At 69.0% G+C, this 18,149-nt stretch carries 17 protein-coding genes; 9 read left to right on the top strand and 8 right to left on the bottom strand.

From position 1 onward, the window contains the following. The first annotated feature begins 80 nt into the window (after positions 1 to 80). The gene (locus tag IC535_RS10100; RefSeq protein ID WP_228886123.1) at positions 81 to 1,118 is read left to right on the top strand and encodes a hypothetical protein; all 1,038 of its coding nucleotides are present in this window, start codon (positions 81 to 83) and stop codon (positions 1,116 to 1,118) included. 52 nt (positions 1,119 to 1,170) lie between these two features. Further along, positions 1,171 to 1,986: a TatD family hydrolase gene (locus IC535_RS10095; protein WP_228886122.1), complete on the top strand. Its 816-nt coding sequence runs from the start codon at positions 1,171 to 1,173 to the stop codon at positions 1,984 to 1,986. Positions 1,987 to 2,066: 80 nt separating this feature from the next. Here the strand turns inward: IC535_RS10095 and IC535_RS10090 are convergent, their stop codons facing one another. From IC535_RS10090 to IC535_RS10075, 4 genes are read right to left on the bottom strand one after another with little or no spacing between them, the layout of a single operon-like run. Then, complete coding sequence (locus IC535_RS10090; RefSeq protein ID WP_228886121.1) at positions 2,067 to 2,951, bottom strand: NAD-dependent epimerase/dehydratase family protein; 885 nt, start codon at positions 2,949 to 2,951, stop codon at positions 2,067 to 2,069. 2 nt (positions 2,952 to 2,953) lie between these two features. Then, positions 2,954 to 3,892, bottom strand: a complete 939-nt coding sequence (gene panE, locus IC535_RS10085; protein ID WP_228886120.1) for a 2-dehydropantoate 2-reductase — start codon at positions 3,890 to 3,892, stop codon at positions 2,954 to 2,956. Continuing rightward, complete coding sequence (locus IC535_RS10080; protein WP_228886119.1) at positions 3,892 to 4,692, bottom strand: ABC transporter permease; 801 nt, start codon at positions 4,690 to 4,692, stop codon at positions 3,892 to 3,894. Before IC535_RS10080 ends, panE begins: the two co-directional genes overlap by 1 nt. After that, entirely contained in the window at positions 4,689 to 5,648 is a 960-nt protein-coding gene (locus tag IC535_RS10075) for an ABC transporter ATP-binding protein (protein ID WP_228886118.1), read from the bottom strand. The genes IC535_RS10080 and IC535_RS10075 overlap by 4 nt, the downstream gene beginning before the upstream one ends. 104 nt (positions 5,649 to 5,752) lie before the next feature. On the opposite strand from IC535_RS10075, the gene IC535_RS10070 reads away from it, so the two are divergent. Further along, entirely contained in the window at positions 5,753 to 6,502 is a 750-nt protein-coding gene (locus IC535_RS10070) for a ferredoxin--NADP reductase (RefSeq protein ID WP_228886117.1), read from the top strand. 54 nt (positions 6,503 to 6,556) lie between these two features. On the opposite strand, the gene IC535_RS10065 is transcribed toward IC535_RS10070, so the two are convergent. Next, a complete protein-coding gene (locus IC535_RS10065; RefSeq protein ID WP_228886116.1) occupies positions 6,557 to 7,702 on the bottom strand; it encodes a lytic polysaccharide monooxygenase in 1,146 nt (381 codons plus the stop codon). 431 nt (positions 7,703 to 8,133) lie between these two features. Here IC535_RS10065 and IC535_RS10060 point away from each other — a divergent pair, with 431 nt between their 5' ends. Genes IC535_RS10060 through IC535_RS10050 form a run of 3 tightly spaced genes read left to right on the top strand, consistent with a single transcriptional unit; the run spans position 8,134 to position 11,578 of the window. Next, a complete protein-coding gene (locus IC535_RS10060) occupies positions 8,134 to 9,654 on the top strand; it encodes an alpha/beta hydrolase (protein WP_228886115.1) in 1,521 nt (506 codons plus the stop codon). Continuing rightward, positions 9,651 to 10,397 carry an ATP-binding cassette domain-containing protein gene (locus tag IC535_RS10055; RefSeq protein WP_228886114.1) on the top strand — a complete coding sequence of 249 codons (747 nt, stop codon included), beginning with the start codon at positions 9,651 to 9,653 and terminating at the stop codon, positions 10,395 to 10,397. Before IC535_RS10060 ends, IC535_RS10055 begins: the two co-directional genes overlap by 4 nt. Further along, positions 10,394 to 11,578, top strand: coding sequence for an ABC transporter permease (locus IC535_RS10050; RefSeq protein ID WP_228886113.1), 1,185 nt, complete (start codon positions 10,394 to 10,396; stop codon positions 11,576 to 11,578). Before IC535_RS10055 ends, IC535_RS10050 begins: the two co-directional genes overlap by 4 nt. Positions 11,579 to 11,637: 59 nt before the next feature. On the opposite strand, the gene IC535_RS10045 is transcribed toward IC535_RS10050, so the two are convergent. The 3 genes from IC535_RS10045 to IC535_RS10035 form a co-directional block, all read right to left on the bottom strand. Next, entirely contained in the window at positions 11,638 to 12,333 is a 696-nt protein-coding gene (locus tag IC535_RS10045; RefSeq protein ID WP_228886112.1) for a transposase, read from the bottom strand. A gap of 199 nt (positions 12,334 to 12,532) precedes the next feature. Further along, positions 12,533 to 13,540, bottom strand: coding sequence for an energy transducer TonB (locus IC535_RS10040; protein ID WP_228886111.1), 1,008 nt, complete (start codon positions 13,538 to 13,540; stop codon positions 12,533 to 12,535). Positions 13,541 to 13,725: 185 nt separating this feature from the next. Then, positions 13,726 to 14,361, bottom strand: a complete 636-nt coding sequence (locus IC535_RS10035) for a TIGR00645 family protein (RefSeq protein ID WP_228886110.1) — start codon at positions 14,359 to 14,361, stop codon at positions 13,726 to 13,728. A gap of 108 nt (positions 14,362 to 14,469) precedes the next feature. Here IC535_RS10035 and IC535_RS10030 point away from each other — a divergent pair, with 108 nt between their 5' ends. From IC535_RS10030 to IC535_RS10020, 3 genes are all read left to right on the top strand, one after another. Next, positions 14,470 to 15,159, top strand: coding sequence for a glutathione S-transferase N-terminal domain-containing protein (locus tag IC535_RS10030; RefSeq protein ID WP_228886109.1), 690 nt, complete (start codon positions 14,470 to 14,472; stop codon positions 15,157 to 15,159). Positions 15,160 to 15,335: 176 nt separating this feature from the next. After that, positions 15,336 to 17,564: a S9 family peptidase gene (locus tag IC535_RS10025; RefSeq protein ID WP_228886108.1), complete on the top strand. Its 2,229-nt coding sequence runs from the start codon at positions 15,336 to 15,338 to the stop codon at positions 17,562 to 17,564. A 36-nt stretch (positions 17,565 to 17,600) separates the two neighbouring features. Continuing rightward, positions 17,601 to 18,116, top strand: a complete 516-nt coding sequence (locus IC535_RS10020; protein WP_228886107.1) for a cytochrome c oxidase assembly factor Coa1 family protein — start codon at positions 17,601 to 17,603, stop codon at positions 18,114 to 18,116. The last annotated feature ends 33 nt before the right edge of the window (positions 18,117 to 18,149 follow it).

The following is an 18,149-nucleotide window of genomic DNA, read 5'->3' as shown; positions in this document are numbered from 1 at the left end:
TACGGCCTGCGCAGCGCCGTGCATTGCCAGCGCGCGGCCGGCGTGTTCCCCTGTGCGGCCCCGAAACCGCGGAAACCCGGATGTCTGGCGCCGTACGCATGCTGTTGTTGCTGGTCGCATGTGCGGCCACGTCGTCCACCACGCTCGCCACCGAACCTGCCGGTGCCACCGGGCCGCTGCAGGCGCCCTACGATGGCAACCATTGGGCCATGCTGGCACGGGCCCAAATCCAGGCGCGTTACCTGCCGGCCGGGTTGAGCGACGATGGCGCGATCCGGCGCGCGGTGGCCGACGGCACCCTGCGCGAAGCGGTGTACCCCAGCCTGCAGCTGGCCGACGATGTCGCCTACATCACCATCAACGCGTTGACCGCCAGCACGCTGGACCGGCGCAAGGACCTGCTGTGGCTGTGCCGGCAGGCCGATGGATTCCGCCTGCTGCTCGACGACCGCCCGGACTGCAACGGCGACGATGCGCACAGCCTGCGTTTTGAACAGGCCGCCGCGGGCGGGTTGGTATGCCAGGCCTGCGCCGCGCTGGGGCTGCCCACGCGCTGGGAGCGCCACGATCGGCCGGCGCGCTGCCCCCTGCCTGCTTGGGACCGGGCGGCCGCGCAGCGTGCGTTCGAGGGCTGGCGGCAGCGGTTCGAGCAGGACATGCAGCCCTACCTGCGCGATGCCACCGAGGCGCTCTGGCAGGAGCGCGCGCAGGCGGGCCGGTCGGCCGACACCACGGTGGTGCCGGGATCGCGCGCCAGTGACGCGCTGGTGGCGATGAGCACCTCGCCCGACCGCTTTGTCGACGCTGCCGACATGCCCGGCGCGCTGCGGCGCAGCGCATTGCTGCCGCGCCTGCTGGCCTTGCTGCGCACCGCCACGGTCAGTGGGCGCGGCGGCATCTATCCCGAGCCGGTGCCCAAGTTCGAGGCGACGTGCGCGCAGGTCTGGTACCTGCAGCTGCCGGGCGGCAGCACCGGTGGACCGGTACCGGCCCAGGACACCTTCGAGCGCGGCGGCGCGCCGTTCATCACCATCCAGCAGGACGGCGGGCAGCTGCGGCTGGCCGGCCTCTCGCGTGAACTGGTGGAAGTACTGCTGGCGCCGACGCCGACCGATTGAGCCGGCGGGGCATGGGTACAATGGCCGGGTTTTTCCGACCTGCAGCAGCCCCATGCACCTGATCGATATCGGCGCCAACCTCACCCACGATTCCTTCGACCGCGACCGCGGCGCCGTGCTGGCGCGCGCCCGCCAGGCCGGGGTGGTGCAGATGGTGATCACCGGCGCCAGCCGCGAACACTCGCCGCTGGCGCTGGAGCTGGCGCGCCAGCACCCCGGTTTCCTGTATGCCACCGCCGGTGTGCACCCGCACCACGCGGTGGAATACACCGACGAATGCGATGCGGACATGCGTGCGCTGCATGCGCACGCCGAAGTGGTGGCGGTAGGCGAATGCGGGCTGGATTACTTCCGCGATTTCGCCCCGCGCCCGGCCCAGCACCGCGCGTTCGAGCGCCAGCTGCAGCTTGCCAGCGACGTACGCGGCGCCGATGGCGCGCGCAAGCCGCTGTTCCTGCACCAGCGCGATGCGCATGCCGATTTCATGGCGCAGATGAAGAACTTCGACGGCCAGCTCGGCGCGGCGGTGGTGCACTGCTTCACCGGCGAACGCCAGGAACTGTTCGACTACCTGGACCAGGACTGGTACATCGGCATCACCGGCTGGCTGTGCGACGAACGCCGCGGCGGCCACCTGCGCGAGCTGGTCAAGCACATCCCGGCCAACCGGTTGATGATCGAGACCGACGCGCCCTACCTGCTGCCGCGCTCGCTCAAGCCGCTGCCCAAGGACCGCCGCAACGAGCCGATGTACCTGTCGCATATCGTCGAGGAACTGGCGCGCGATCGGGGGGAAGAGGTCGAGACCACCGCTGCGAACGCCGTTGCGGCGACGCGCAGCTTCTTCAGGCTGCCTGACGCCGCCTGACAGGGTGGGTACCGACCGTTGGTCGGTACGCGTGTCGGTGCACGGATCGGTGCGCGGCACCCACGACCAACGGTCGTGGGCTACCGGCCGTCTCCATGGGCCCACGCATCGGCCAGCCCTTCGCGATAGGTCGGGAACCGCGGCTGCCACTGCAAGGCCTCGCGCGTGCCGCGACTGTCGATGCGTTTGTTGCTGTTGTAGAAGCGTCGCAGCGATGCAGGCACGGCCGGGTCATCCCAGGCCTGCGCAGCGGGTAACGGCAGCCCGCCCAGCGCCGCCGCATGCGCCAGCACATCCTGCGGCGGGGCGGGTTCATCATCGGCCGGCAGGTACAGCGCATCGCCCGCCGGGCGCTGCATTGCCGCCAGTACCGCCGTTGCCAGATCCTGCACGTGCAGCCGGTTGAACACCAGCCCCGGCCGTACCACGTGGCGCGCCTTGCTTTGGGCCAGCTGCACCAGCGCGTTGCGGCCACGCCCGTACAGGCCGGGCAGGCGGAACACTGCCGAGGCGCAACTGCGGACCTGTGCGAACGCGCGCCATTGCTGTTCGGCCAGCAGGCGCCTGCGTGCGGTGTCGTCGCCGGCATCGGCCACCGACCGCCCATCGATCCACCCGCCATCGCGGTCGGCGTACACGGCCGTTGAGGACAGATAGCCGACCCAACGCAACGACGTTGCCTGCTGCAGCGCGTCGTCGAGCAGGCGCAGCGCCGGGTCGCCGTCGGCATCGGGCGGGACACTGCAGAGGATCGCATCGCAGGCCCGGACCGCCTCGCGCAGCGCCACATCGACGGGTTGGCCTGGGGCCAGGCGATGGCGTTGCAATCCGTTGTCGGCAGCGGCCGACGTATCACGCACCGTCCCGCTGCAGTCGATGCCGCGGGCCTGCAGCAGGGTGGCCAGATGCCGCCCGCTGTAGCCCAGGCCCAGCACCAGCACGCGCGCCGGTGCAGCGCCGGCCATGCTCAGGCGCCGCGCTGGCGCTGGTAGGCCTGCAGGTGGCTGTAGGCCACCATCAGCAGCGGCGCGGCCTGGCCAGCGGCGCGGGCGCGCACCAGCATGTCGCCGACGATCTGCTCGGCTTCCACCTGCTGGCCGGCCTCCAGGTCGCGCAGCATCGACGCCTTCAGCGCCGAGCCGGCCTGGGTGGTGGCGGCCAACGCGGCCTCGCGTGCCTTGTCCGGAATCGGCTCGCCGGCCGCAGCGGCTACGGCGAGGCATTCGTCGTACAGCCCGCGCACGATCGCGGCGCCATCGTCGGTGGCCACGATCGTGCCGACATCGGCGCGCATCAGGCAGGTCGCTGCCGCCAGCGTGGTCAGGAAGGTGTACTTGATCCACTGCTCCTGGCCGATCGCATCGGTGGCGACGTGGTCCACACCGGCCTGCACGCAGGCCGCAGCCAACGCCAGCACGCGCGCGCTGCTGCCGGTGCCATCGCGTTCGCCGAAGGTCAGCTTGGCGGCCGGTGCCAGGTGCAGCACCGCGCCATCGGCGGCCTTGGTCGCGCTGATGAAGCACAGCCCGCCCAGCACCGCGTCGCGGCCGAAGCGTGCATCGAGATCGGCGTAATGACGCAGCCCGTTGAGGATGGGCAGCACCGTGGTACGCGGGCCCATCGCCGGGGCGATCGCCTCGATCGAGCTGCCCAGGTCGTAGGCCTTGCAGCTCAGCATCACCAGGTCGAACGGCTGCGTCGCCGCCAGCGCCGGCAGCGCCTCGGCGGTGACGTGCTGCACCGGGAAGGACGCATCGCCCAGCGGGCTGCGGATCACCAGCCCCTCGCTGGCCAGCTGCGCCGCGCGCGCCGGGCGCACCAGGAAGGTCACGTCCACCCCGGCCTGGGCCAGGCGGCCGCCGAAGTAGCCGCCGGTGCCGCCGGCGCCAAGGACCAGGATGCGCATCAGCTGCGCATCCCAACGCCACGCTTGAGCAGCCACAGCGCCAGCGCGGTCAGCGCCAGCACGAAGCCGATCATCAGCGCATAGGCCACCCACAGCGGCACGTCGCTGGTGCCCAGCAGGCCGTAGCGGAACGCGTTGACCATGTAGAAGATCGGGTTGGCGTGGGTGGCGGCCTCGGCCCAGGCCGGCAGCAGCTTGACCGAATAGAACACGCCGCCCAGGTAGGTCAGCGGGGTCAGGATGAAGGTCGGCACGATCGCCACGTCATCGAACTTCTTGGCGTATACCGCGTTGATGAAACCGGCCAGCGAGAAGATCGTGGCGCCCAGCAGCACGGTGGTCAGCGTCACCAGCGGGTGCGGGATGCGCACCGGGGTGAAGAACATGGCGATGATCAGCACGATCACGCCGACCATCAGGCCGCGCAGTACCGCACCGGAGACATAGCCCCACAGGATCACCCAGTTCGGCATCGGGCTGACCAGCAGCTCTTCCACGTGGCGGCCGAACTTGGCGCCGAAGAACGAAGAGCTGATGTTGCCGTAACTGTTCTGGATCACGCTCATCATCACCAGGCCCGGCACGATGAACTGCATGTAGCTGTAGCCGCCCATCTCGCCCACGCGCGAGCCGATCAGGCCGCCGAAGATCAGGAAGTACAGGGTCATGGTGATCGCCGGCGGCACCAGGGTCTGGCCCCAGATGCGCAGGATGCGCGCCACTTCGCGGCGCACGATGGTCATCAGGGCGATGCGGTTGCGCTGGCCGTCGGTCAGGACCGGGGTGGGGGTGGTGCTCATGCCGCGTTCTCCTGGTTGCCGGTGAGGCGCACGAACAGCTCCTCCAGGCGGTTGCTCTTGGTGCGCATCGAACGCACCCGGATGCCGGCGGCGTTGAGCGCTTCAAACACGCGGTTGAGGTCCATCGCGCGCGGCATGTCCACATCCAGCGTGTGGCCGTCGGTGGCGATCAGCGTGGCGCCTTCGATCTCCGGCAGCTGGGCCGGCAGGGTGCCGTCGATGTCGAACAGGAAGCCCTCCACGTCCAGCTTGGCCAGCAGCTCGCGCATCGGGCCCTGGGTGACGATCTGGCCGTGGTTGATGATGGCCAGGTTGCGGCACAGGTGCTCGGCTTCTTCCAGGTAGTGGGTGGTCAGGATGATGGTGGTGCCGGCCGCGTTGATCTCCTTGAGCACCCGCCACATGTCGCGGCGGATCTCGATGTCCACCCCGGCGGTGGGCTCGTCCAGGATCAGCAGGCGCGGGCGGGTCATCATCGCCCGGGCGATCATCAGCCGGCGCTTCATGCCGCCGGACAGGGTGCGGCTCATTACCTGCGCCTTCTCCCACAGGTGGGCGCGCTTGAGCTCCTCCTCGGCCATCTGCTCGGCCTCGGCGCGGGCCACGCCGTAGAACCCGGCGTAGTTGACCAGGATGTCGAAGGGCTTTTCGAACAGGTTGAAGTTGATTTCCTGCGGCACCAGGCCGATCAGGCGCATGGTGGCGCTGCGGTTGCGCACCAGGTCGCTGCCGAACACCTCCACCTGGCCCTGGCTGAGGTTCACCAGCGAACTGATGATGCCGATCAGGGTGGATTTGCCGGCGCCGTTGGGGCCGAGCAGGGCGAAGAAGTCGCCCGGGGCCACATCCAGCGAGACGCCCTTCAGGGCCTGGGTGCCGTTGTCGTAGGTCTTGCGGAGGTCGTGCACCCGCAGGGCGGGGACCGAAGCGGGCGCGGGAGTGTTCTGGGAAGCCAAGCTCTTGCCTTCGCGCCCATGGGCTGGCGCTGGATAGGGGCGGGGAGGGGCTATTATAGAAGACCCCGAGGGCTTGCCCCGGCTACACACTGTCCCGAAAAGTCGTGCCTGTTCAATTCCCCCTCAAATTGGTCGACCGGCGCATGCTGGCCCCCACCGTCGGCCACTACCAGTTCCTGCGCGATGACGGCCAGCCGCTGGATTTCCAGCCCGGCCAGTTCATCCAGGTCCATTTCGCCTATGCCGACGGCACCGCCACCAAGCGCAGCTACTCGCTGGCCACCATTCATGATCACGCCCTGGCCCCGGGCGAGGCGGTCGATATCGCGGTCAGCTTCGTCCCCGGCGGCGCCGCCACGGCCCTGTTCGAGGGCCTGGACATCGGCGGCCACGTCACCGCCAGCGGCCCGTTCGGCCGCTTCTGCCTGATGCCCGGCGACCACAACGCCCGCTACCTGCTGATCGCCACCGGTACCGGGGTCACCCCCTATCGTTCGATGCTGCCACTGCTGGCCGCGGCCATCGCCGGGCGCGGGGTCGAGGTGGTGCTGCTGCAGGGCGCGCGCACCCCGGCCGAGCTGCTCTACAGCGACGATTTCCGCGCCTTCGCCGACGCCCACCCGGCCTTCCGCTACGTGCCGTGCCTGTCGCGCGAGCTGCCCGACAACCCGCACCCGGACGTACGCCACGGCTATGTGCAGCAGCACCTGGCGGAGTTCGCGCCGAACCCGGCCACCGACATCGCCTACTTGTGCGGCAACCCGGATATGGTCGATGCCACCTTCGAGGCCCTGAAGGCCGCCGGCCTGCCCACCCCGCAGGTGCGGCGGGAGAAGTACGTCAGCAGCAAGTAAGGCCTGGCCTGGCCGGCTACGGGAGGAGGGCCAGCCCCCTCCCGCAGCGTTACCTCAGTACGGAATCCACGCATCCCGCCAGGCCGAGCCGGTGCCCGGCCGGTAGGCATCGGCGTTGATGTTGCACCAGCCGCCTTCCGGGAACGGGCGGCAGGCATAGCGTTTGCCGTCGCTGGCTTTGACCACGGTCTGGCCGGGCACGTAGCTGCCGATCCCGGCCGGGTAGACGTAGTCGTAGTCGCCGCCCGGATCTGGTAGGCGGATGTCGATCTGGTGGGTCAGCCCGCGCTGCAGGTACACCCGGTTGGCCGTGGCCGAGGCGATCGGGGTGATCACCCCGTTGGTGAGCACGCCGATCCGCGCCTGGCGGGCGCTGCCATTGACCTTGCGGGCCAGCGCCAGCGGCCATTGCGCAGCGGCGGTCTGCCCGGCGGCCAGGGTGGCGGTGATGCGTTCGGCATCGCTGCCGTTGGCGTTGAACACCCGCAGTTCGACCTGGCTGCCCACCGGCAGGGCGCCGCGTGCGGTCAGGGCGCCGGCGTCCAGCCACTGTGGCGGGGTGCCGCCGCCTTCAAAGCGCACGTCCATGCAGGTGTAGAACGCCTCGGCCGAATCCGACCGCTGCCAGGTGTTGTAGATCACGTGCGGGCCGCTGCGCCTGGGCAGCGGGCAATCCAGCTTGTAGGTGCCGTCGGCCGACAACGGCGTGTTGCCCAGCGTGCAGAACGCCTCCAGGTCGCCCCAGCGCAGCGTGCTGCCCGGCTGCCAGCCGTCGCGGGTGACGTAGAACTTCCACTCGCGGGTGGCATGCGGCGCCGGCGCCTTGAACTCGAACAGGTAGCGGCCGTTGGCGTCGGCCTGGATCGGCGTGGCCTGCCAGTCGGTACGCGGCAGGTCCAGGCCGCGGAAGGTGGGGTGGTTGCCGCTGCACAGCGTGCCATCGGGCACCACCGCCTGGTGGTTGCCGGCCGCGTTGGCCTGGTTGATGCCCATCCAGTCGTAGAACGCCTGCGGGCCGGCCACCGCCTTGGCTGCCGCGCAGGCGGCATTGGTCGGGTTTTCCGGGTTGCCCTGGAAGCAGGTGTAGACCCGGCTCATCGGCTTGAGCATGGTGCCGTGCGCCTGGACGGTGCCGGACAGGGACAGGCCACCGAGGGCCAGGGACAGGGCCAGGGCTGCGTGGGGTAAACGAGGAGACATGGAGAAATCCAGCAGGAAGGGAAGAGTGCCGCCCCGGGCGGGCGGTGCGCCGTGGCGGCACCCCGCCCGACGCCGCGCGGTGACCGCAGCGGCGCCGGGAGTGTCGCTGTGCGGCGGCCTGTCGAAGGGTAGGAAATCGTGCCATTGCAGCGTTCTGGGCACTGCGTCCCGTTCCCGCTGTGCTGTTCTTCGCGCAGCGGTGCGGTTGGGTTGGGAACGGCCCATGCGCATGGCGTCATTGGCGTCATCGATGCGCTGATGGCCGCGGCGTCCGTGCCGGAGCCGACGGTGATCCTGCCGCGCGGGAACTGCCCGCGCGTGCCGGGCCGGGTGGGCAGTACCGGCCCGCCCGGTGTCCGTGTAAGTTGGGTCACATTCGCCGCACGGCATCGTCGTGATGGCACGCACTTCAATGAGGGGAAGCACCGAAGATGTCCACATACCACCTGAGGTTGGCTGCGGTGCTGGCCGCCGCCCTGGCCGCCGGCTGCAGCGCGCCATCGGCCGGGCCGGTGCCGGCCGCCGACGCCGCCGGCCGCAGCTACGGCACGTTGCTGTTCAAACCCTGCACGCTGACCAGCACCCGCGCCAGCGACAACGTCGAGGCGCAGTGCGCCACCCTGCAGGTCGCCGAAAACCCGGCCGCGCCGCAGGGCCGCAGGATCAGCTTGAACATCGCCTGGCTGGAGGCCGGCAATGCCGGCAAGGGCAAGGACGACCCGGTGTTCTTCCTGGCCGGCGGGCCCGGCCAGGCCGCCACCGAAGTGGCCGCGGTGATCAACCAGTCGCTGCGCGAAGTGCGCAAGCAGCGCGACATCATCCTGGTCGACCAGCGCGGCACGGGCAAATCCAACCCGCTCACCTGCCTGGGCGCCGACGGCAAGGAACTGGCGCTCGATGAAACCGCCACGCCATCGGCCGCGCTGATCCGCGATTTCGCCGCGCGCTGCGCCGCCTCGCTGGCCGACCGCGCCGATACCCGCTTCTACACCACCACCCAGGCCATCGCCGATATCGACGCGGTGCGCGCCGCACTGGGCGTGGACAAAATCAACCTGATCGGCGGTTCCTACGGCACCCGCGTGGCCCAGCACTACGCCGCGCGTTATCCGCAGCACACCCGCAGCGTGGTGATCGACGGGGTGGCGCCGAACGATGTGGTGGTCGGCGGCGATTTCGCCGGCACCTTCGAAGCGGCGATCGACCTGCAGGCCACGCAGTGCCGCCAGGACCCGGCCTGCGCCAAGCGCTTCCCGGTGGATACGCGCACCCAGCTGCGCAACGTCATGACCACCCTGGCCAAGGCCCCGGTCGAGGTCGAGTACCGTGACCCGGGCACCGCCGAAACCCGGCGCGACACGCTCACCGCCGATTCGGTGACCGGCCTGGCCTTCATGTTCTCGTACATGCCCGAGCTGTCCTCGCTGCTGCCGGTGGTGCTCGATGAAGCGGCCCACGGCCGCTACGCACCGCTGATGTCGTTGAGCGCGATGGCCGGCCGTTCGCTGGGCGTGCAGATGAACCGCGGCATGCAGTGGTCGGTGATCTGCGCCGAAGACGCCGACCGCTACCGCGAGCCTCCGGCCAGCGACCGCCTGCTGGGGCCGGAGGTGGCGCGCATGTTCTTCGCCGCGTGCCCGGCCTGGAACGTAGGCAGCCGTCCGGCCGATTTCACCGCGCCGTTCAATTCGACCCTGCCGATACTGCTGTTGTCCGGCGAGTTCGACCCGGTCACCCCGCCGCGCTATGCCGAGCAGGTGCTCAAGACCCTGCCCAACGGCCGCCACCTGCTGGCCAAGGGCCAGGGCCACGGCACCCTGGGTGCCGGCTGCATGCCGCGCCTGCTCGGCCAGTTCCTCGACAGCACCGACGCCAAGGCGCTCGATGCGCGCTGCCTGGACACCCTCAGCCCGGTGCCGGCCTTCACCTCGTTCAACGGATGGGAACCATGATCGTCGCCGAGAACCTGCACAAGGCATTCAAGACCAAGACCGGGCTGATCCAGGCGGTGGAGAACGTCGGCTTCCACGCCGAAGACGGCCGCATCACCGGCCTGCTCGGCCCCAATGGCGCCGGCAAGACCACCACCATGCGCATGCTGTACACGCTGATGACCCCCGATCAGGGCCGGGTGCTGGTGGATGGCGTGGACGCGGCGGTCGACGCGGTCGCGGTACGCCGCAACCTGGGCGTGCTGCCCGACGCGCGCGGGGTCTACAAGCGACTGACCGCGCGCGAGAACATCGCCTATTTCGGCCAGCTGCACGGCATGAGCGCCGCGCGCATCCGCGAGCGCACCCAGGTGCTGTCCAGGGCGCTGGACATGGAAGACATCCTGGACCGCCAGACCGACGGTTTTTCGCAGGGCCAGCGCACCAAGACCGCCATCGCCCGCGCGCTGGTACACGACCCGCGCAATGTGATCCTGGACGAGCCCACCAACGGCCTGGACGTGATGACCACCCGCGCGCTGCGCGGCTTCCTGCACGCGCTGCGCGACGAGGGCCGTTGCGTGATCTTCTCCAGCCACATCATGCAGGAGGTGGCCGCGTTGTGTGACCACATCGTGATCATCGCCAAGGGCACGGTGATGGCCGCCGGCAGTGCCGATGCACTGCGCAGCCAGACCGGGGAAAGCAACCTGGAAGATGCCTTCGTCAAGGCGATCGGTACCGAAGAAGGACTGCACGCATGAGTTCGTTTGCCACCCTGTTGACCGTGATGCGCAAGGAACTGCGCGATCTCGGCCGCGACCGCCGCACCCTGGCGCTGACCCTGCTGCTGGGCCCGCTGCTGTACCCGGTGCTGATCCTGGGCATGGGCATGCTGGCCGAAAGCCGGGTCAAGACCCAGATCGACAAACCGCTGGAGATCGCCACCATCGGCGCGCAGCACGCGCCCAACCTGGTGCGCTTCCTGGCCGCGCAGGGGCTCAACGTGGTGGAGGCACCGGCCGACCTGACCGCGGCCATCCGCAGCCAGCAGGTCGACGTGGCCCTGCGCATCAGCCCGGAGTTCGGCAAGGACTGGGTGGAAGGGCGCCCGGCGCTGGTGGAGATCATCCAGGACAGCACCCGGCGCGCGGCCGATATTCCCACCGCACGCCTGCAGCGCGCCCTGGCCGGCTACAACCAGCAGGTCGGCGCGCTGCGCCTGCTCGCCCGCGGCGTGGATGCCCAGGTCGCCCGACCGCTGGACCTGGCCACCCAGGACCTGGCCACCGCCGAGGCCAAGCGCGGGGTGATGCTGTCGGTACTGCTGCCGGTACTGCTGACCATCACCTCGTTCCTTGGCGGCGCCTACCTGGTGATGGACACCACCGCCGGCGAGCGCGAACGGCAATCGCTGGAACCGCTGCTGGCCACCCCGGCTCCGCGCAGCGCCATCGTCAGCGGCAAGATCGCCGCGGCCTGCACGGTCGGCCTGGCCTCGTTGCTGCTCACCTTGCTGGCGTTCAAGCTCAGCGCGCAGCTGTCCAGCAGCGATGCCGCGCGCCAGCTCAACATGGGCTTCCTGCCGATGCTGCAGATGCTGCTGATCATGCTGCCGATGCTGTTCATCGGCACCTCGCTGCTGACCTTCCTGTCGGCGGCGGCCAAGAGCATGAAGGAAGCGCAGAGCCACATGACCTGGCTGATGCTGCTGCCGATGCTGCCCGGCTACGCGCTGATGGTGTACCCGCTGAAGAGCGAGCTGTGGCAGTTCTCGGTGCCGTTCCTGGCGCAGAACCAGATGCTGCTGAAGATCATCCGCCACGAAACCATCAGCGCGCAGATGTGGGGCGTCTACCTCACCGCCGGCTTCGGCCTGGCGGCGGTGCTGTGGTATGCCGCGGTGCGCCGCTATCACCAGGAGCGGCTGGCCATTTCCGGCTGACCGTCCTTAAACGGGGACGGGTGTAATTAAGTTGTGACATCCGTTCCCCATCTGCGGCACTAAGGCGCCGCATCCTTCCTTGGCCTGCCTGCAGCGCGGGTGGTCGTGACACGATTCATGGTTCGCGCCACCATTTCCTGGAAACGCGGTGCTCCCAACGCCCGCTGCTGGGCAATGTAGCGCCGGATGTTTCCGCTTTCCTCCTGCGCGACCGCCTGCCGCATCCACGCGGCATACGCCAGCGCACGTTTTTCGGCCGTGTCGCCCAGTGACAGATACACCGGATGCGGCGTGAGTAGCAGGTTGCGCCGTCGGCCCAGATGGGCATGTACGCTGGACCATGGGTAATGCTCGGGCAATGCCACCAGTGCCGCCCGCACCGGGTTCAGCTCAATGTAGCGGCACACCATCAGGAAGTACTGGTCCGAATCCACCAGGCAGGATTTGTATCGCCCCTCCCAAAGCGTACCGCTGCGTCCATGGCGGGTATTGAAGTAGCGCACATAGCAATGGCAGGTGGCATGCATGGCGCACGCCAGGCCTGGCGCTGTCGTGGGCGTGACCAAGAGGTGGACGTGGTTGTTCATCAGTACGAATGCATGGATCTGGACGCCATGCTTTCGGCACGCATTGCGCAGCAGGCGTAGGTACTGCAGCTTGTCGCTGTCGTCGATGAACGTGGCAGCGCGATTGACGCCGCGATGTATGACGTGGTGCGGGAATCCGGGCAGGATCAGGCGTGCGCTACGGGGCATGGGGAGGAAGATTGGAGGGCGAACTGCCACGATCCCAACGTGCGAGACCGCAGGCGTTAGGGAGACTGCGTGTTGTGCTGTCAGCCAAGTGCGATCGTTGGGCTGCGTATTGCCCGCTGGCGAATTAACTACACCCGTCCCCAATTGGAAAGGCCCGGATCGCTCCGGGCCTTTTGCGTTCAAACGACGCCGGTCGCGATCAACCGCCCGGCGCGAAGGCCAGGGTGCGGCGGGTGGTGACCGGGGCGCTGACCGGTTCGAACTTCCAGCGCTTGACCGCGTTGAGCGCCTCGCGGTCGAACACGCGCGACGGGTTGGCGCGCAGTACGCGGGCATTGGTGACCGAGCCGTCGGTGCCGACGGTGATCTCCACCAGCACTTCGCCGGAGGTGCCCGCACGCAGTGCCTCGGCCGGGTAGCGCGGGGCCGGGGTGCTGACCGGGCGCAGGCTGGGCGCGGCGGCGGCCGCGGCCGGTGCCTGGCGTGCCGCGGCGGCCTGCTGGGCGGCCGCGGCCTGCTGGCGCTGCTCGGCTTCACGGCGGGCGGCGGCCTGGCGCTCGCCGTCCTGGCGCTCGCTGTCGCGGCGCGCCGCTTCCTGCTGTGCGGCGATCTGGCGGGCCGCGTCGGCTTCGCCGGCCTGCTGCTGGCGCTGCTGGTCGGCCAGCTGCTTGGCGCGGGCTTCGGCGTCCTTCTTGACCTTGTCGGTCTCTTCCTGGGTGCGCTTGAGCGCATTCTGCATGCTGCCGTTGATGCCCTGCTTCAGGCGCGGCAGGGCCGGGGCGGTGGCATCGACCTTCTCGATCAGGGCCACCAGGCGCTGCGCTTCGGCGAAGTCCTCGCGGGCCAGGCTCTGTTCGGCGGCGATCAGCGTGTAGGGCAGCAGGTCGGTCAGCGCGCTCTTGACCGAGGCATCGTCGGGGGTCTTGTCGCGCAGGGCCAGGTAGTACTCGATGGCGTTGTCGCCGGCCGGCGCGTACATGCGGTTTTCGCGCAGGGCCTGGCTGGCCAGCTCGCGCAGCTGTTCGGTGCCCATCGACTGCACCTTGGCCGACACCGCCGGCGCGGCCGGCGCAGCGGGCGTGGCAGCCGCAGGGGCTGTCGGTGCGGCAGGCGCGGGTTCGTCCTTGCCCGAGCAGGCGGCCAGGGCCACCAGCAGGGCCAGCGGCGCAAGCAGCCGCGCCTTGGCGATCGTGTTGACGTGCGACATCCAACTTCCCCTTGAAGACGACGATAGGTAAGGCCCGATACGGTCAGGCCGGCCAAAGGCCATGGACGTTTCCCAGCGTCCATGGCGGTGCTGCAGAGGTGCAATCTAGCATCCACCGGCCCGGCCGGGGCAGGGCGGTAGAGCAGGCCGGCATCGTCACCGATGCCGGCGCTGCCGGGCAAGCCTTAGTGCGACAGGGCCTTGCTGGGCGTGCCGTTCATCAGCTTGTCGGTGTAGGCGATGCCGATCGCCGACAGGATGAAGGCGGCATGGATGATGGTCTGCCACATCACCCCGGTGGAGGTCATCGCCGCGCACTTGAAGGCGACCGTGGCGGTCGGGCCGTGCGCGGCGACGGCGGCCGACACCGCCTGCAGGTAGGCATCGCTGTCACACGAGGGCAGCCCGTCCAGGTTGCCGGCGCCGATGAAGGTCTTCAGCAGGTGGATCGAGGAGATGCCGATGATCGACAGCGCCAGCTTGACCTTGAGCACGCTGGCGTTGACGTGGCTGAGCCATTCGGGCTGGTCCGGGTGGTTTTCCAGGCGCAGGCGCGACACGAAGGTCTCATAGCCGCCCACGATCACCATCACCAGCAGGTTGGAGATCATCACCACGTCGATCAGGCCCAGTACCAGCAGCATGATTTCCTGCTCGCCCATGCTGTTGGCCTTGTGCAGCAGGTGCCACAGCTCCTTGCCGAACAGGAAGACGTAGACGCACTGCGCCAGGATCAGCCCCAGGTACAGCGGCAGCTGCAGCCAGCGCGAGGCGAAGATCAGGGAGGACAGGGGGCTGATGGGCTTGTGGGCGGTGGCCATGCTGGGATGCTGCGTTGCGGGGACGACGCAGGTTACCGGGTCCGGCTTGACCCTGCCAACCCAACTCCCGCACTACACTCGGCGTTTCCCCGTACATGAGCTGCCGCCATGATCGACCTGTACTACTGGCCCACCCCCAACGGCCACAAAGTCACCCTGTTGCTGGAGGAGCTGGGACTGCCGTACCGGATCGTGCCGGTCAACATCGGCAATGGCGACCAGTTCAAGCCCGAATTCCTGGCCATCTCGCCCAACAACAAGATGCCGGCCCTGGTCGACCACCAGCCGGCCGACGGTGGCGCGCCGCAGAGCGTGTTCGAGTCCGGCGCGATCCTGCTGTACCTGGCCGAGAAGACCGGCCGCTTCCTGCCGACCGACGCGCGCGGCCGGGTGGCGGTGCTGGAATGGCTGTTCTGGCAGATGGCCGGGCTGGGCCCGATGAGCGGCCAGATGGGGCACTTCAACGTATATGCGCCCGAGCAGATCCCCTATGCCATCGAACGCTACAACAGCGAGGTGCGCCGCCTGCACGGGGTGATGGACAAGCGCCTGGCGCAGTCGGCCTATCTGGGTGGGGACAACTACAGCATCGCCGACATGGCCAGCTACCCGTGGGTCGGCGCCTACGACAAGCTGCCGGTCGATTTCGACGCGTTCCCCCACCTCAAGCGCTGGCATGATGCGATCGCCGCGCGCCCGGCCACCGCGCGGGCCTATGCGCTGCGCACGCAGGTCAACCCGGACGCCGGCAAGCCGCTCAGCGCCGAAGAGCGCAAACACCTGTTCGGGCAACGGTAAGCCCTGCAGGTAGTGCCGGCCGCTGGCCGGCTCCTTGGAATGGATGGCGCAGCGAGAAGCCGGCCAGCGGCCGGCACTACCGGGGTTTGGCCGGGCCGGGATGGTTTTGGTTAGGATGAAGCGTTCCCCGCCCGCTCAGCCGGGCCGGGGATGCCCAGACGCTGCCGGAATCCTTCATGCGCCACCTGTTTGCTTCACTTGCCCTCATGCTCGCCTCGACCACCGCCGCCCACGCTGAAAAACTGTCCCTGGAAGCCATCACCGGTCCGCTGCCGTTGTCCGGCCCGACCCTGATGACACCCAAGGTGGCCCCGGACGGCTCGCAGGTCAGCTTCCTGCGCGGCAAGGAAGCCAACCGCAACCAGCTGGACCTGTGGGCCTACGACATCGCCAGCGGCCAGACCCGGTTGCTGGTCGATTCCAAGCTGGTGCTACCCGGCGAAGAAACCCTCAGCGATGCCGAAAAGGCCCGCCGCGAGCGCCAGCGCATCGCCGCGATGAGCGGCATCGTCGATTACCAGTGGTCGCCCGACGCGCGCACCCTGCTGTTCCCGCTGGGCGGCGAGCTGTACCTGTACGATCTGTCCAGGCAAGGCAAGGCCGCGGTGCGCCAGCTCACCCATGGCGAAGGCTTCGCCACCGACGCCAAGCTCTCGCCCAAGGGCGGTTTCGTCAGCTTCGTGCGCGCGCGCAACCTGTGGGTGATCGACCTGGCCAGCGGCCGCCAGATCCAGCTGACCGGCGATGGCAGCGACACCATCGGCAATGGCGTGGCCGAGTTCGTCGCCGACGAGGAGATGGACCGCCACACCGGTTACTGGTGGGCGCCGGACGATTCGGCGATCGCTTTTGCGCGCATCGATGAAAGCCCGGTGCCGGTGCAGAAGCGCTACGAGATGTACGCCGACCGCACCGAGATGATCGAGCAGCGTTACCCGGCCGCCGGCGACCACAACGTCACCGTCAAGCTGGCCGTGATCGCCCCGCAGGCCGGCGCCGCCCCGCGCTGGATCGACCTGGGCGCCAATCCGGACATCTACCTGGCCCGCGTCGACTGGCGCGATCCGCAGCGGCTGACCTTCCAGCGCCAGTCGCGCGACCAGAAGACCCTGGAACTGGTCCAGGCCGATCTGGCCAGCGGCCGCCAGCACACCCTGGTCACCGAAACCTCGCGCACCTGGGTGCCGCTGCACAACAGCCTGCATTTCCTCAAGCAGGGCGGCTTCCTGTGGTCGTCCGAGCGCAGCGGCTTCGAGCACCTGTACCGCATCTCCGAGGATGGCAAACAGGTCACCGCCCTGACCAGCGGCAGCTGGCCGGTGGATGAGCTGCTGGCCGTGGACGAAGCGGCCGGCAAGGCCTATTTCCGCGCCGGCATCGATTCGCCGCGCGAAAGCCAGCTCTATGCCGTGTCGCTGCAGGGCGGCACCCCGCAGCGCCTGTCGCAGGCGCCGGGCATGCACAGCGCCAGCTTCGCGCGCAACGCCAGCGTCTACGTGGACAGCTGGTCCAATACCACCACCCCGCCGCAGATCGCGCTGTACCGCGCCAACGGCGAGAAGATCGCCACCCTGGTCGAGAACAACCTGGCCGATCCCAAGCATCCGTATGCGCGCTACCTGGAGGCGCAGCGGCCGGTCGAATTCGGCACGCTCAAGGCCGCCGACGGCAGCACCGAGCTGCACTACAGCCTGATCAAGCCGGCCGGCTTCGACCCGGGCAAGCGCTACCCGGTGGTGGTGTACGTGTATGGCGGCCCGGCCAGCCAGACCGTCACCGACAGCTGGCCCGGCCGCGGCGACCACCTGTTCAACCAGTACCTGGCCCAGCAGGGCTACGTGGTGTTCTCGCTGGACAACCGCGGCACCCCGCGCCGTGGCCGCGATTTCGGCGGCGCGCTGTATGGCGTGCAGGGCACCGTTGAAGTGGCCGACCAGCTGCGCGGCGTGGCCTGGCTGAAGCAGCAGGCCTGGGTCGACCCGGCGCGGATCGGCGTGCAGGGCTGGTCCAACGGCGGCTACATGACCCTGATGCTGCTGGCCAAGGCATCGGACAGCTACGCCTGCGGCGTGGCCGGCGCACCGGTCACCGATTGGGGCCTGTACGACACCCACTACACCGAGCGCTACATGGACCTGCCCGGCAACAACGCCAAGGGCTACGAGCAGGCGCGCGTGCTGGCGCATATCGACGGCCTGCGCTCGCGCCTGCTGCTGATCCACGGCATGGCCGACGACAACGTGCTGTTCACCAACTCCACCGCGTTGATGAGCGCGCTGCAGCAGCGCGGCCAGCGGTTCGAACTGATGACCTACCCGGGCGCCAAGCACGGCCTGTCCGGCAGTAACGCGCTGCACCGCTACCGCCTGGCCGAGGACTTCCTGGGGCGCTGCCTGGCACCGTAGTCCACGTGCATCACCGGCTCGACAAGGAGGACGCCGATGACCCAGCCACCCCCGCTTCCCGGGGTTGTTCGCTCTTACCAGGGATGGTGGCGCCGCCACTGGCGCTGGGCGCTGCCGCTGGCCGTGCTGGTGCCCGGCGCGGCGGCCGCTGCGGTGGTCTGGTTGGTACTGGTGCAGTGGTCGCAGTGGATCCGCGGCAGCGAGCCCTATCTTGAAGCCATGCGGCGCGCGCATTGCAGCGTCGAGTTGGTGGCCGAGCTCGGCGAACCGATCCAGGACGGTTTCCTGCCGATGGGCGAGGTGGCCTCCAGCGGCGATGGCACCGCCTCCAGCCAGCTGGTGGTCCAGCTACACGGGCCGCAGGGCAAGGGCCGGTTGTTCCTGCGCGCCGACCGCGCGCAGGGCCAATGGGACTACCCGATCCTGTACGTGGTCACCGAGGCGTCCGAAACCATTGACCTGACCGCGCTGGACGATGCCGAGGCGGCGCGGCAGTGCGCGTTGCGCGAATGCCGCCAGGGCGGCGACTGCCCGCTGACGGCAAGCCTGTAAATGCAGCGATTGCAGAGGGAGGCGTGCTTTGTC

The organism is Stenotrophomonas rhizophila, assembly GCF_020857975.1.
Classification (GTDB): domain Bacteria; phylum Pseudomonadota; class Gammaproteobacteria; order Xanthomonadales; family Xanthomonadaceae; genus Stenotrophomonas; species Stenotrophomonas rhizophila_C.
This window is presented reverse-complemented; position numbering and strand designations above follow the sequence as displayed.